Origin of the sequence: Stieleria bergensis (assembly GCA_007745635.1) — a bacterium.
In the GTDB taxonomy this organism is placed as follows: Bacteria; Planctomycetota; Planctomycetia; order Pirellulales; family Pirellulaceae; genus Stieleria; species Stieleria bergensis.
Map to the genome: position 1 here is coordinate 6,151,697 of CP036272.1, position 13,831 is coordinate 6,165,527.

Sequence of the window (13,831 nt, forward strand, 5' to 3'; positions counted from 1 at the left end):
TTCATCTTTTTCAAGCTTTCTGAGAGCTTGCGGGCTAGAGGTCTGCGCCGAGCGTCGCCAAAACGGTTCGGATTCGCCCGGACCTACCGATTTTGGCCCATGCCCCCCATCGGCCGACAACCCTCCCCGCCTAAGTCGCCTAGGCTACTAGTGGCGTTCTTTCCCAATAGGGACACACCCTATGGTAGATCGTTGGGACACACCCTCACTCGACGGGGACACACCCTATGGTAGATCCCCCTATGGTAGATCGTTTGACGTTAAACTGCCCTTTGACTTTAAGCTTGACTCGTGAGCACGCAGTTTGGCACAAAACTCGCTAAAACCGCCATCACGCCGATGCCAAGGTCCTGAAATGAAGGCTCTCCGACTGCTTGCTCTCCTGTGCCTGCTTCCCAGCACCCACTCCGCTGCTGACTCCGATCGCTCCAACACGCCAAATCAATGCGCGAACACAACACCCAGTCAAACAACTGACAAACCTGAACCCTGGCTCTATCCGCCTAATCTCAATCAACCCAGCAACAAACTCGCTCTGCATGCTGGACGAATTACTGAAACCTACATCGAGCACGCTGGCGTGCGCACCCTTCAGACGAATAGTCGTATGATCCACCATTCAGTCGCTAGCTTCAAAGACATCGTCCAGTGGTACAGCGACAAATGGAATACACCAGACCTACCAGGCAAAATCAAAGCCTTCGAGAAACGCCTTCAAACAGAACCCGAACTCACCGTCGAAAGCGTTCTGCCGCCTCAGAACCTCCCCCCAAAAGTCCTCCTGACCTACTGGCTCAGTCCCAGCCAAACCCACATCACCGCTTCACTCCGCGACACCAATGGCGAGCCCATCTGCATCACAATCCTTGGCATGAAAAAACAGACTCGCATCCAAGTCGCTCGACATGGCCTGAAAACACACCAAGAACAGTGAGTACTCAAGGACACAACCTCAGAAACTCTCCCTGCGCGAACCCTACTTTCCTGGCCAACTCTCCCACCACGACTGAAAGAGCTCCAACTGATCCAAGGCATATTGAGCCTGCGAAGCACTTAACTGATCACTCCCCAAAGCAGGCCGAGCATAAACGGGGTCAATGGTTTTTGAAGCGAGCAATCGATAGTAAAGCGTCAAATCAGGACCTTCGTCAAACGTCGAAAGCACCTTCAAGGCCTCATCAAGCTCCTTGGCTAATCGGCGAGCCTCAAAGTCACCGGCAACAGCGTCTCGACACAACTGCACCAATCGCAACACAGGGCCGGGAAGACAATTCCCAATCCCGGTGATCGCACCCTGTGCACCACACTGCAGGAAGCCAAAGTAAACCTGAGTATCAACTCCGACCAACAATAACCCGCCATCGTCGGCCGACGTAATATGCTCCGCTGCATAGCTCAACGAAGCCGCACCACCAAACTCCTTGAATCCAACCAAGTTGGGTGACTCACTTCGCAACCGTTGATACAAGCCCGCTTTCGTTTGATAACCATAGTAGGGACTGTTATAAATCACCGACGGCAAAGAAGGTGCCGCTGACAACACACGAGCAAAGTGATTCGCTTGAGCCAATTCCGAGGTCGGCCGCGAAAGCAAGCGAGGAATAATCATCAAGCCCGCCGCACCCACATCAGCAGCATGCTTTGCATGCTCTGCAGCAACCAACGGACTTTGTGACCCCGTCCCCACGACCACTTTGATCCCCGCGCCAACTAATCGCTCCACTCCTTCACGCCGCAACTGATCTCCAATCAGCGGCCAATCTCCCATCGATCCGCAATAAACGACGCCTGTCATCCCTGCACTGACCAGATCACCGGCGTGCTTGACCATGACGTCAAAATCAGGTTTTCCCTGAGCATTCATGGGAGTCATGATCGCTGGCATGCAGCCGCGAAAAACGCTGTCATCAATTGTGTTTGGTCCAGTCATGGATGCCTCGTCGTGCTCGACAAAAGTAAAAGGCGAAAGAATTGAAAATCGTAGAACAGGTGACCGGCCACGAATCGCCTGAAGTCACACGCCGCTGGTCAAACACTTTTAAACAGCTCAAAAGCATCCGGCGGCCGCATCAACGTACAACAACTAATTGAATCGCGCAACTCGGTAGGGTTCCGGATCAACATGTGGCGTCTGATCTAACATCAGTTCCGCTGCTAGCTTGGCGGTCGCAGGCCCGCAGGCAATCCCGATCATCCCGTTGCCAGTCGCCAAACACACATTGCGAGCCTTCGGCAACCGACTGATGATTGGAATCCCGTCGGGCGACATCGGCCGCCAACCCGACCATCGCTCCTCTTGTTCTTGACCAGCCTCTCCAGCAGCATGGATCGGGTCCCTTAAGTGCAACTTCGCCGACCGTTTTAACAACTCGATCCGATGCTCAGGCACTGACCGATCATACCCAACAAATTGCATGGTCGAACCGATCCGCAGTGCACCATCGAGCGGCGTAACAGCAACATGATCGTCTTCAAAAATCATCGGAATTGTAGGACGACTGGCCGCCCCATGGATCGTTACCGAGAACCCTTTACCTGGCACCACGGGGATCTTGCAGCCCAAGGATTTCGCAAAACGACTGGTTTCCGCGCCCGCAGCAATGACAAACCCATCGGCCGAAAACGACTCGCCCGAATCACTGTGAATCTGACTCAGCCCGCCAGCGCCCATCACAAATCGATCAACGCCGCAGCTCTCTCGAACCTCCACGCCACATGCATCCAACTGCTTGCGCAATTGCTGCATCAGTTGCCCGGGATGCAAATGAGCATCATCGGGAAAATGCCAGCCACCGGCCAAACCACTTTGCAGCGCCGGTTCGACTTCGGAAACGTTGTCTCCATCATAACGATTGATCTGCAAACCAAAGTCGCGTTGTAATTGCTCAGCAGCACTCGCATATGCTTCAAAACGGTCAGGCGAGCGATAGACCATCATCAAACCCGCGGTCCGCCATTGCAAGGAATCAGCATGTTGCTCGGCAAAGTCCGTGTACAACGCACGTGCCGAGCGAAGCAACGCATGTCGCGCTCGCGAACCCTGCTCAAAGGCCTTTCCACTGCAGTGCTTTCGGAACCTCATCAACCAGCGCCAAAGCGATGGATCCCAGCGAGGTGGCACTGACAAAGCCCCTCCACTACGCACCATCATTTCCAACGCATGCTTGATCGCTCCAGGACCTGAAAGCGGGTGCACATGACTGGGCGAAACATAACCACAGTTCCCATAGGATGCGCCACGGCCAATCGAATCACGCTCCAATAACGTCACCTTGCATCCCGCCTGTGCCAAATGCAAGGCCGTCCAGCAACCAACCACGCCACCGCCTACAACAATCACATCGTTCATCTTGTTGCTCATCTGTTGCCCCAGCTCAGTTCAATTACCAATTCCAAATCGCAACGGATCCGCTGCATCATAAATCTGCCAACTCACCGCCGTCACAGATGCTCGACCCACCACCGTCACTCGCACTAAACCCTCGCCCTGTCCCCGATCATCCCGCAGACGCTCATAACTGGCCAGAAAGCGACTGCCAGTGACCGATTGCTGGACCCAAATGCCCCCTGGCTGAAGCTTACCTGAGGCCGCTAAACAAGCAAGCTTGGCACTCGTCCCCGTCCCGCATGGCGACCGATCATAGTGATGCCCAGGACAAAGAACAAAATTAGCCGCCCCCTCAATATGAAGCCCACTAGGATTCAGCCCATCAACACCTGCCCCCTGAGCAGCCAGAGACTCACCTGCCAAAGACTCGTCCAAGTCCGCTAACACAGACACGTCAAACGACTGGTGACCATAGAGTTCGATATGATCGATCTCCGCCCCATCTGCACCCGTGATTCGATCACGCTCTAAGGCCGATCGAATCATCGTCGTCCGCTGCATCAGGTTCTCGCAAAGACTCATTTCAATCCGTTCAACGGATGACAGAAAGAACCAATTGCCACCATAAGCAATGTCACCAACGCACGGCGTTCCGTCTTCAAGTTGCAATTCAACGTTCGTGCGATAACGAAAACTGGGGACACCCTGAAACGAAACCGCACCACCAGGCAGAACTTCCGCAATCACTTCACCGGCCGCCGTCTCAAAAACCACTTGGCCGGAAAGAGGTGCTGGCCGAGCAGACTCGCAGAGCCCGGTTCCAGCATCGACAAGATGCTGATAACGCAGCGCCTCAACCACGCCGATCAACCCGTGGCCACACATCGCCAAATAACCAACGTTATTAAAAAACAACACGCGATAGCGGTTGGCGTCGGGCAACTTGGTGACAACCGCTCCGACAGCAAACTGCATGCCGCGCGGCTCACAGGTCAGCGAACGCCGAACCCAGTCTAAATTCTGTTTTAAATGATCGACCTGCTGAGCCGCTGGAAGATCAGGCAAGCCAATGCCATCGGCAAACACCACACGCGTGATCTCGCCACCAGTATGAGTTTCAATGACAGGAAATCCAGAACGCATCAGTCTCTCACACTTGCCAACCACTCGGACCGAACGGAAAGCCGCTATTGTCCCCTGCCAGCGAGCCGTTGACAATCGGAGATGGCGTGCCGAAGGGAAACCAAAACTAAACTCCCGCCTCACACGAACTGGTTACGAACAACTACGATAGGAGCCACCGCTTGCTGCCTCTATCGCTCCCCTAAATCGCTCCAATGCCCGCACCAGCCCCCATGCCCACCACTCTCTTTTCAAAAGCGTCGCTCATGTGCGGCTTCGCCCTGATCTGCCTCCTGACTCGAACGCTGGCACTTCCTGCTGCGACCGCGGCTCAGCAGCCCCTCAAGCACCGCCCCAACATCCTGATTATTTTCACCGATGACCAGGGAGTCAACGATGTCGGGTGCTACGGCAGCGAGATTCCAACGCCAAACATTGATTCTTTGGCCAAACAAGGCATCCAGCTGAACCAATTCTATGCCGCCAGTAGCATTTGTACGCCATCGCGCTTTGGCCTGCTGACCGGCCGCTACGCACAACGATCTCAGGATCGCCTGACCGGCGCACTGATGTTCCTGGAACAACGTGACCTCCAACGAGGCATTCGCCAGCACGAGCGAATGTTCGTCAAAGATCTACAACAAGCGGGCTACCAAACACACTTAGTCGGCAAATGGCACCTCGGCCACGGTGACAAAAAGTTTTGGCCAACCGAACATGGCTTCGATAGCTTCTTTGGCCACACCGGCGGCTGCGTGGACTTCTTCACCTGCCAATACGCCAACAAACCAGACTGGTATCGGGGACGCGACCTTGTCAAGACCACGGGCTACGCGACCGACGTGATCACCGACGAAGCACTGAACAGGCTTGATCAACTGTCCGTCAGCGACCGACCCTGGTTAATGCATCTGGCTTACAATGCCCCGCACTTTGGCAAAGGCTGGGACGAAGCCACACAGAGTGCCGTCAACATCATGCAGCCAAAGCCAGCGGACTTAAAACAAGTCCAATCGATCAACGACCCGCTGCGTCGCGCCTTCGCCGCCAAGGTTGTCGGCATGGACAAATCCATCGGGCTTGTGCTAAAGAAACTAAACAGCACAGGAATGGACCAGAACACGTTCGTGATCTTCATGACAGATCACGGTGGAGACGCAAAGTACGGCGGCTCCAACAAACCACTACGCGGAGGCAAGGCCACACTGTTCGAAGGCGGCATTCGAGTGCCTTGCCTCGTGCGCTTCCCTGGCGTGATTCAACCTGGCAGCCACAGCAATGCCGTGGCCAGCGCCCTAGACTGGTACCCCACCCTTGCAGAACTGACCAGGATCTCTGTCCCCAAAACACTTGACGGCCAATCGCTGATGCCAATCCTGACGGGGAAACCAGTCACCACGCATCGGCCGATTGTCTGGGCGACGGGTGCTCACGAAAGCCTAGAGCGAAAGGCCTGGGCGGCTGCCCGAATTGAAAATTGGAAATGGGTGCGCCCACCGCAACAAAAAGCCATGCTGTTTGATCTGGAAACCGACCCCACCGAGCAAACGAATCTTGCCGCCAAGCACCCCGCCTTGATGAAGCGAATGCGCACGCTGGTCGACGAATCATTCCAAGGCCAGTGAGCCACCGGAATCCATCGACGGACCTCAACTCACTGGCCCGATGAAACAAAGCCCCGTGAACAGCATGGATTGCCAGAACATGGATTGCCAGAACATGGATTACCAGAACAAGGTGCAAAGAATCGGCCACAGCCCGCCAGAATTTTAAAACCAACGGCAACGGCTAATCGTCTCGTTTCATGGAAGAAACACCGTCCACTCATTTATTGGGCCCACAGGATGGGACTCCCAGATGCCAACGTCCAAGCTTAAAAACGAGACCAAGTCGGCCACAAAACCGCAACCACGGTGGCGTCGCTTCCTGCGGCGACTGCTGATCGCGTTTGCAGCGTTGCTGGCGTTGTTCCTTGCTTCGCTGGCTGGAGGGATGATCCCTGTGAACAACGACTTTGTCCCGACCCCGGACGGCATCGAAATCGTCATCATTTCCAATCCAGTCCACTCGGATATCGTGGTTCCGATGACCAACCCAGTGATGGATTGGCGGACGTTCATCGACCTGTCTGATTTCCCAGACGGTGCAACAGAATCCGGCCACATCGCATTTGGATGGGGTGACAAAGGCTTCTTCCTTGACACCCCAACGTGGGATGACTTGACGGTCTCAACAGCCGCCAGCGCGCTGCTTTGGAACTCTCCCTGCTGCCTCCATGTCCAGCTGATGCAGTTCGACAAACCACCGTTAGAAAGCCAAACGGTGACGATTAGCGAACAGCAATACCAAACGCTGGTGCAATCGATCAAAGCATCGTTCACAGCCAGCCCAGAACGGCAACCAGAACCCATCACAGACGCATCCTACCATCAATGGGATCGTTTCTACGACGCTGAAGGCAACTACCATGCGTTGAACACTTGCAACTCCTGGGTAGGCCGGTGCTTAAAGGAAACGGGAGTCCGCGTTCCGCTGAACCCAACGCTGCCAGGCACGCCAACGATTTACTTGCCTTGACGTGCTGCGACCACGCTGAGCAGCGCTGACGATGGGACGGAGTCACAGGCTGGCCGCTGTGACCGGGGCGACACTGACCCATCGCTGCTTGCAACTATTTTTTTCAAACCTCCGCGAGAACCCTTCTTACTGGGGTTGCAACGCCATCCCGGCACCATTAAATTGAGCGAAACAAAAGCAAGGGCGCTTTACCAACAACTTGTCCCACGGTGACGGAAGATCCTCTCTTCGTGGTCGACGCTTCCCTATCAAGGAGCTAGCAATGCTGGTAATTTCGCGCCGTCAAAACGAAGAAATCGTGATGCCCGAACTGGGCATTTCCATCGACGTTCATCTGATTGCTAAACAACGCGTGCAACTCGCGGTCAAAGCCCCCAAGGCTGTTCGGATCTATCGCCGTGAACTGGTCAAAGGCACGGTACCTCACCCGAGAGAGCTGGAAAATCAGCTCCCCAAATCGCTAATCGAACTCACGCGGCGTCAAAAAGGTCGAGAAGACCAAGAGGAAGTGGCGTGTGTCCTGAAGATCCTCCGGCAAGCCAAACGGCAACTGGAAACCGGTAATCGCAACGCAGCCTACCGGGCGATCGATCGCGCAGTCAACGCACTGGAAGACTGTGACTTTGAAGGGCTCAGCAATCTGCCGCACTTCGATTTCGACAGACCGCGCACCGACGACGGGCAGTTTTATAAGAACGGTGCAAGCGAGAAGAAGCGGGCGGGAAAATCACGACCAATCAGCCCTAAATCGGCGCGCGACAACGACTCTTACCAGAGCCCAAATCGACGCGGAAAGTCGCGGCGCAAATCAAAGCATCACGACGGTCCCAAGTCCAAAGAACTGCGTTACAGCCAACTGAAAGACGAATTCCAGGAAGACGTCCACGAAGCGACGGATCATGTCAGCGAGCCAACCACCGGCTACGCAATCAGTGCCGAAGCTTACGCTCCGCAGCAGCACCCGATCCCTGACAACGCTGCCTCAGGAATTGAATTATCGATCAAGTCCGTTGAAGCGGGGATCGAACTGACCTTCCACGACGATCATGCACCGCAGACCATCTGCTTGCCGCCGCTGGCTGAGATTGCGGATTGAGCGGGGCGGGTTACGCTATGCGACAAGTCGCCGAGCGTTTTCCACGGTCGGCTTTTTGGGGCAACGATGGCATCGCAACTCCTTGCGTGCCAGCAACGATTGCCACGCACCATCACTCCCCGCATGGCTTCGACGATGGATCTCGACACCGCATCACAGTCGGTCGCTGAACAACTTCGCGATCGCGATCAACGATTAGTGCTTGCCGAAAGCTGCACCGCAGGACTGATCGCATCATCCTTGGCAGCCGTGCCGGGGATTTCAGCCTATCTTGCCGGATCGATGGTGGTTTACCAGGAAGCATCCAAAATGAAGTGGCTAGGCGTGGACGAAGAGACGCTTGCCCAGCACACTGCGGTCAGTGCCCCGGTCGCGCACCAGATGGTCACCGGAGCCTTGCATGCGACACCTCATGCAGACCTCGCGGCCGCGGTGACCGGGCATTTGGGCCCTGACGCACCGGAGGGATTCGACGGGCTGATTTTCGTTGCCATCTGCCGGCGTGGAGGACAGCCAAAGATCTACCAGGAGCAGTTAAAAAAGACCAAGCGAGTGGCCAGGCAGAGAGAAGCGGCAACGACCGTTCTTGCGCACCTGCTGCAGGCACTCTCGCGATAAAAGCTGCCAGCCGCACGAGCGAGGGCGGGGCAGATCGTCAGCAACTGGGCCATTGAGTGGCAAACGAACCGCTTACAAGAGCAAGACAGCGAAAAAATCGCGGGTTCGTCACAATTGCAGTTGACGAAGCGAGGGACTTTCTTAAGATTCTCGATCCCTCGCCAGCCAAGTCGGTTCCCAGAATCCTCCTGAGCTGGAAGGAAGTGGGAGAATTTGCCGCCGGAGCCGTTCTGCTCCGGGCCTGGTGATTTTGCTAAGACCACCCGACGCACGAGTCGTGACCATATGGGTAAGAAATCTAAGCGGTATCTCGCCGCAATCGAAAAACAACCGTCCGCACCTTTGCCGCTTGCTGAAGCGGTTGAAGCTCTGAAGAAGTTTGACGCCACGAAGTTCGACCAAACGGTCGAAATTCACATGCGTCTCGGTGTGGACCCCAATCAAGCGGACCAAATCATTCGTGGTTCGCTCGTGCTTCCGCACGGCATTGGCAAGCAACAACGAGTCATTGTGTTTGCCAAAGGCGACGCAGCGAAGGCTGCTGAGGAAGCTGGAGCAGACGAAGTTGGCCAGGAAGACTTGGCCAAGAAGATCAAAGAAGGCTGGACCGACTTTGATGTCTGTATCGCTTCACCGGACATGATGGGGCTTGTTGGCCCATTGGGTCGTGTCCTTGGTCCTCGCGGTTTGATGCCCAGCCCTCGTGCTGGAACCGTCACGCCAGATGTTGGCAAAGTCGTCGGCGAATACAAGGCTGGTAAGGTCGAGTTCCGCAACGACAAAGGCGGCAATGTCCATGCAATGGTTGGCAAGATCAGCTTTGACGCAGAGAAGCTGGTTGACAATCTCAACGCATTCATCAAGCACATCGATGGCCTGAAGCCTCAGACCGTTAAAGGAACCTACGTCAAAGGCGTGGCGATTTGTGCGACGATGACACCTAGTGTCCGAGTCGTCTGCTAGTAGCGACCCTCCGTCACCCCTTATCAAGTGAACGAAACTGATGAGTAAGTACGTCAAACAACTCGTGACCCGCGACATTCAGCGGCAACTAGAAGGCGTCGAAGACGCTGTCCTGGTCAGCACCGTTGGGATGGACGCGAACACGACTAACGAACTACGTGGCGAATTGGCCGAAAAGAACATCGCGATGTTTGTCGTGAAGAACTCTTTGGCTCGACGCGCCACAGAGGGAACCTCGTTGGCCACGGCCTTCGAGGGTGCCAGTGGCCCCGTGGCGGTGTGCTACGGCGGCGATGACTTTGTGTCGCTGGTCAAGGAAGTTGTCCGCCTGGACAAGGACGAAGAAAAGTACGATAAATTTGTTGCCAACGGCGGCGTGATGGACGGTGAACGTCTTGATGCTGACGGTGTCAAAGCGGTTAGCAAATGGCCTAACCGTGATGAACAAATCTCGTTGCTTGTCGGCCAAATCCTCGGCCCAGGCTCCGCACTCTCTGGTGCCATGCTTGGTCCCGGAAAGATGCTCAACAGCCAGATTAAAAAGATCAGCGAAGGCGACGAGTAGTCGACCGCCACAGCTATCAATTTTCACACCAATACGTTCGTTTTTAAAACAACCGACCAACCGTTTTTTCTAAGGAAAACCCGTCATGTCTGAAGAAGCCACAGCGGTCGCCGAGTACAGCGCCGAAACCAAAGAAATGGGCGATAAGATCGCCGAACTGACCCTCAAGCAAGCCAAAGAGCTTAGCGATTACCTGAAGGACGAGCATGGCATCGAACCCGCCGCTGGCGGTGGTGTTGTCATGGCTGCCGCAGGCGATGGCGGCGGCGGCGAAGCTGAAGCAGTGAAGACCGAATTCGACGTCGTCCTGACCGGATTCGGCGACAAGAAGCTGAACGTCGTGAAGGCCGTCAAGAACTTGACCGGTGCTTCGCTGATGGAAGCCAAAAAGATGGTCGATGGCGCTCCTGCCACCCTGAAGGAAGCCGTCCCAACCGAAGAAGCAGAAAAGATCAAAGCCGAGATCGAAGAAGCTGGTGGTTCTGTCGAACTGAAGTAATTCAGTCGATTCGACATTCAAACCACTTGTGGCCTCAGCAAACATTCATTCAACCACTGCGAAGACGGGCGTTTTCGCAGTGCAGAATGTTGACGCACGGCCCAGCAGACGATCAGTGCCCCGCCCATGGCGATGACGGAATCCTGTCAGTACATGACAGAAAGTTATCAGCAATGACGGGAAGCTTTCAGGTGACGACAGAATTCTGCCAAGGCACCGGTCTAAAAACATCGAACCACGTTGTGATCAAATTGCAGCGTGGTTTTTTTAGGCGCGCTCCCAAACGAAGCTTTGCTCACAGCCTTCCTACACTTGCTTCAAGAACCCTGTGATCGCACCAGCTAGCAACCAGCGCTGGTACCCCAGCTGATGCTGCTGCAGTGACTCCTCAGCCACAACGTTCTCAACAACTGACTCGATTGCCTCATGGGCCTCTAGAAAGTCGTGCACCGCCGGACTGACAACTGCGTTATGCGCATGCTGGACCATGTAGTCCACAATCACTGTAAAACGCTCGAATCGCGAGAGCTCGGTGCCAGCGCCCAACACCTTCTCATACGAGAAGTCTTTCGAAGGCAATCGCAGATGCTGAATGGCGCCGTTGACATCCACACCGATTAAATCCAGCACATCAAAGACTTCGCCAGTGCGTTTGTACTGGGGCGAGAGATAATCAACCGCCATGCGAGCCGAGGCACCCTGTACCGTGGTATGCGGCAATCCAGCCAAGGGAGACGATGAGACTTCCTTCATTTGCCGAGAAAGCTTCATGCCTCTGCCAACGTCGATGACCAGGACACGCTCCCACAGAATCTGCGTTGTCTCGCCGTGCAAACCGTGCGGGTAGCTGAACGACTCCTGGCTCAGTGCGCACCAACGGATCGACCGTGGCCCTTCTAAAACAGGAATCCTCGAATCCGGGACACAAGTGACTGGATCCCCAAGGCCACACAGCACGGCACAAACCCTACGGGCTTGCTTCTCCTCTAGCCCCTGCGCCAAGACCCCTTGGCGGGGCCCCATCGATCGCAAAACATCGAACCGTGTTGTCGGCAACGTATTGCACATCGCCGTTACCAGGTGCTCCGGATCAAGACTGCCGAAACGCGACATGATGACAGAGAAAGAAGACATAAACGGCCCTGAGGGAAAGCGACCTGAAGACGACGAGTGATTCAGTGGCGGATCGATCCAAATGCCAATACCAATCAGCAAGGGCAAGAGTCATCCGCCGTGAGGGCAATTGGCCTAAAACTCTCCAGCAACCACTGGTGGCTCATCAAGCACAGTGTGCCCGCACGGTTGACCTAATTTACTGCATTTGAATCCATCAATGTGGGGGCTTTAAAAATCGGGCCACCACTCACGTTGGCCAGTCGGCCACACCGCGAGGGCTAACGGCCTGATCACTGCCGCTGAACGTCTTCACGCATTCAAGCTGATCTGCAATGCTCCGAGCCAGATTCAATGGTATAGACTGAAAGCAACCCAATGACTCCCCATGAACGGCATGGGCAGACGATGCATCGACCACCAGCGATTCACCAGTTGATGCCAGGACACAGTCATCGGTCATGATCATCAGCCTCCACTTTTGTTTTCAGAGAAATGATTCGAGCCTATCCCACCAGCCAGCAAGACGAAAAGCCAACGACGCACCAAAAGGCACTGGATGTTAATTTAGACAATCGTCGCTACGGCACTTTCGCGGAGATCGGTGCTGGACAGGAGGTGGTTCGTTGGTTCTTTCGCGTCGGTGGTGCGGCGGGAACGATTGCCAAGAGCATTTCGGCCTACGACATGAAGGTCAGCGACGCGATCTATGGGCGTGCCAAACGCTATGTCTGTCGCGAGCGTCTGCAAGCGATGCTGGACTATGAGCAAGAATTGGCCTTGGACCGTTTGCGAGAAACGCGCGGCGACACCACTGCCTTCTTTACCTTTGCAGACACTGTTTCTGCCAGAAACTTCAAAGGCACCAACCAGTGCCATGGCTGGATGGGGATCAAGTTTCAAGCTCACCCCCGCGACGACGACAGCCAAATCATTTTGCACGTGCGGATGCTTGATAACGAAGCAGCGTTGCAGCAAGAGGCGTTGGGCATTGTTGGTGTCAACTTGGTCTATGGCGCAACCATGCTCAGTCACGAACCAGAGCTGCTGGTTGATTCGCTGCTTGACGGCCTGAACACGTCGCGAATTGAAATCGACATGATTGAGTTTTCAGGGATTGCGTTTCGACACGTCGACAATCGCTTGATGAGCCTCAAGCTAGTGGAACTTGGCCTCAGTGGAGCGGCAATGTTTGCCGCCGATGGTGCTGTCCTGCAACCGTCCGAATTTTTCTATCGCCACCCGATCCTTGTTGAACGCGGCAGCTTCCGTCCCGTTTGCAACGTCAACTTGGACATGCTGCGAAGTGCGCATGAAAAGTTCAGTGAACAAGAGAACGTCCAGGGCAAAGACATTTGCCAAGTTCTTGAGATCACGATGAACAACTTGAAGGCCACCGGTGCAATTGACCTGCGTGACTTTCTAGCCCGCGCCGATGTCATTGCCGCTTGCGGTCTGCCAGTCCTGATTTCCGATTACTTTGAATACTATCGACTGGCAGCCTATCTCAGTGGCCTCACCAAAGAGCCCATCGCGATCACGATGGGCGCCGGCAGTCTGATCGAGCTGTTTGAAGAAAAGTACTATACCGGATTGCAAGGTGGCATTTTGGAATCGTTTGGTCGGCTGTTCAAGAACGACATGAGGATCTTCTGTTATCCAATGGAAGACCGCAACAGCGACGAACTGATCACCAGCGAGAACTTGCACGTGTCCAATGATCTGACCAAGCTGTACGAGTACCTGCGCGATCGAGGAGACATCGTTAGCCTGGACAACTTTAACTCAGAATGCCTGAGCATCTTTTCACGCGATGTGTTGACTCGCATTCGCAATGGCGACCCCAGCTGGGAAAGCAAAGTGCCAGATAACGTTGCCGCTGTGATCAAAAAGAAGTCGTACTTTGGCTACCAGCCACCCATTGAAGAAACCCTTCAGTACTAAACGGCG

The 13,831-nt window shown here is 54.9% G+C and carries 13 protein-coding genes; 9 read left to right on the plus strand and 4 right to left on the minus strand.

All coding sequences use genetic code 11. From position 1 onward, the window contains the following. The first annotated feature begins 355 nt into the window (after nucleotides 1-355). A complete protein-coding gene (locus tag SV7mr_RS25670) occupies nucleotides 356-934 on the plus strand; it encodes a hypothetical protein (RefSeq protein ID WP_419187732.1) in 579 nt (192 codons plus the stop codon). Nucleotides 935-976: 42 nt separating this feature from the next. On the opposite strand, the gene SV7mr_RS21570 is transcribed toward SV7mr_RS25670, so the two are convergent. The 3 genes from SV7mr_RS21570 to SV7mr_RS21580 all read right to left on the minus strand — a co-directional run bounded on the left by SV7mr_RS21570 (nucleotide 977) and on the right by SV7mr_RS21580 (nucleotide 4,471). Further along, nucleotides 977-1,930, minus strand: coding sequence for a dihydrodipicolinate synthase family protein (locus SV7mr_RS21570; protein WP_145276584.1), 954 nt, complete (start codon nucleotides 1,928-1,930; stop codon nucleotides 977-979). Between the two features lie 153 nt (nucleotides 1,931-2,083). Then, nucleotides 2,084-3,361 (minus strand): NAD(P)/FAD-dependent oxidoreductase, encoded by a 1,278-nt coding sequence (locus SV7mr_RS21575; RefSeq protein ID WP_145276586.1) that lies wholly within the window; start codon nucleotides 3,359-3,361, stop codon nucleotides 2,084-2,086. A gap of 18 nt (nucleotides 3,362-3,379) precedes the next feature. Further along, complete coding sequence (locus SV7mr_RS21580; protein WP_145276588.1) at nucleotides 3,380-4,471, minus strand: proline racemase family protein; 1,092 nt, start codon at nucleotides 4,469-4,471, stop codon at nucleotides 3,380-3,382. 194 nt (nucleotides 4,472-4,665) lie between these two features. Here SV7mr_RS21580 and SV7mr_RS21585 point away from each other — a divergent pair, with 194 nt between their 5' ends. The 7 genes from SV7mr_RS21585 to rplL all read left to right on the plus strand — a co-directional run bounded on the left by SV7mr_RS21585 (nucleotide 4,666) and on the right by rplL (nucleotide 10,768). Next, nucleotides 4,666-6,075 (plus strand): sulfatase family protein, encoded by a 1,410-nt coding sequence (locus tag SV7mr_RS21585; protein WP_145276590.1) that lies wholly within the window; start codon nucleotides 4,666-4,668, stop codon nucleotides 6,073-6,075. A 232-nt stretch (nucleotides 6,076-6,307) separates the two neighbouring features. Continuing rightward, nucleotides 6,308-7,027, plus strand: coding sequence for a TIGR02117 family protein (locus SV7mr_RS21590; protein ID WP_145276592.1), 720 nt, complete (start codon nucleotides 6,308-6,310; stop codon nucleotides 7,025-7,027). A gap of 262 nt (nucleotides 7,028-7,289) precedes the next feature. Then, on the plus strand, nucleotides 7,290-8,123 hold the full coding sequence (locus SV7mr_RS21595) for a carbon storage regulator (RefSeq protein ID WP_145276594.1): 834 nt from the start codon (nucleotides 7,290-7,292) through the stop codon (nucleotides 8,121-8,123). A gap of 66 nt (nucleotides 8,124-8,189) precedes the next feature. After that, on the plus strand, nucleotides 8,190-8,741 hold the full coding sequence (locus SV7mr_RS21600) for a CinA family protein (RefSeq protein WP_145276596.1): 552 nt from the start codon (nucleotides 8,190-8,192) through the stop codon (nucleotides 8,739-8,741). A gap of 285 nt (nucleotides 8,742-9,026) precedes the next feature. Next, nucleotides 9,027-9,704, plus strand: coding sequence for a 50S ribosomal protein L1 (rplA, locus tag SV7mr_RS21605; protein WP_145276599.1), 678 nt, complete (start codon nucleotides 9,027-9,029; stop codon nucleotides 9,702-9,704). Between the two features lie 40 nt (nucleotides 9,705-9,744). Further along, the gene (gene rplJ / locus SV7mr_RS21610; protein WP_145276601.1) at nucleotides 9,745-10,269 is read left to right on the plus strand and encodes a 50S ribosomal protein L10; all 525 of its coding nucleotides are present in this window, start codon (nucleotides 9,745-9,747) and stop codon (nucleotides 10,267-10,269) included. An 85-nt stretch (nucleotides 10,270-10,354) separates the two neighbouring features. After that, the gene (gene rplL, locus SV7mr_RS21615) at nucleotides 10,355-10,768 is read left to right on the plus strand and encodes a 50S ribosomal protein L7/L12 (protein ID WP_145276603.1); all 414 of its coding nucleotides are present in this window, start codon (nucleotides 10,355-10,357) and stop codon (nucleotides 10,766-10,768) included. A gap of 306 nt (nucleotides 10,769-11,074) precedes the next feature. Here the strand turns inward: rplL and SV7mr_RS21620 are convergent, their stop codons facing one another. After that, nucleotides 11,075-11,902 (minus strand): hypothetical protein, encoded by an 828-nt coding sequence (locus SV7mr_RS21620; RefSeq protein WP_145276605.1) that lies wholly within the window; start codon nucleotides 11,900-11,902, stop codon nucleotides 11,075-11,077. A gap of 474 nt (nucleotides 11,903-12,376) precedes the next feature. Between SV7mr_RS21620 and SV7mr_RS21625 the strand changes: the two genes are divergently transcribed. Next, on the plus strand, nucleotides 12,377-13,825 hold the full coding sequence (locus SV7mr_RS21625) for a TonB-dependent receptor (RefSeq protein WP_145276607.1): 1,449 nt from the start codon (nucleotides 12,377-12,379) through the stop codon (nucleotides 13,823-13,825). The last annotated feature ends 6 nt before the right edge of the window (nucleotides 13,826-13,831 follow it).

Bases quoted from the DNA above. Each gene is read 5' to 3' on its own strand.
- SV7mr_RS21575 (WP_145276586.1), bottom strand. From the start codon at position 3,361: ATGAGCAACAAGATGAACGATGTGATTGTTGTAGGCGGTGGCGTGGTT.
- rplJ (WP_145276601.1), top strand. From the start codon at position 9,745: ATGAGTAAGTACGTCAAACAACTCGTGACCCGCGACATTCAGCGGCAA.
- SV7mr_RS21625 (WP_145276607.1), top strand. From the start codon at position 12,377: ATGATTCGAGCCTATCCCACCAGCCAGCAAGACGAAAAGCCAACGACG.
- rplL (WP_145276603.1), top strand. From the start codon at position 10,355: ATGTCTGAAGAAGCCACAGCGGTCGCCGAGTACAGCGCCGAAACCAAA.
- SV7mr_RS25670 (WP_419187732.1), top strand. From the start codon at position 356: ATGAAGGCTCTCCGACTGCTTGCTCTCCTGTGCCTGCTTCCCAGCACC.
- SV7mr_RS21570 (WP_145276584.1), bottom strand. From the start codon at position 1,930: ATGACTGGACCAAACACAATTGATGACAGCGTTTTTCGCGGCTGCATG.
- SV7mr_RS21600 (WP_145276596.1), top strand. From the start codon at position 8,190: ATGGCATCGCAACTCCTTGCGTGCCAGCAACGATTGCCACGCACCATC.
- SV7mr_RS21585 (WP_145276590.1), top strand. From the start codon at position 4,666: ATGCCCGCACCAGCCCCCATGCCCACCACTCTCTTTTCAAAAGCGTCG.
- rplA (WP_145276599.1), top strand. From the start codon at position 9,027: ATGGGTAAGAAATCTAAGCGGTATCTCGCCGCAATCGAAAAACAACCG.
- SV7mr_RS21595 (WP_145276594.1), top strand. From the start codon at position 7,290: ATGCTGGTAATTTCGCGCCGTCAAAACGAAGAAATCGTGATGCCCGAA.
- SV7mr_RS21580 (WP_145276588.1), bottom strand. From the start codon at position 4,471: ATGCGTTCTGGATTTCCTGTCATTGAAACTCATACTGGTGGCGAGATC.
- SV7mr_RS21590 (WP_145276592.1), top strand. From the start codon at position 6,308: ATGCCAACGTCCAAGCTTAAAAACGAGACCAAGTCGGCCACAAAACCG.
- SV7mr_RS21620 (WP_145276605.1), bottom strand. From the start codon at position 11,902: ATGTCTTCTTTCTCTGTCATCATGTCGCGTTTCGGCAGTCTTGATCCG.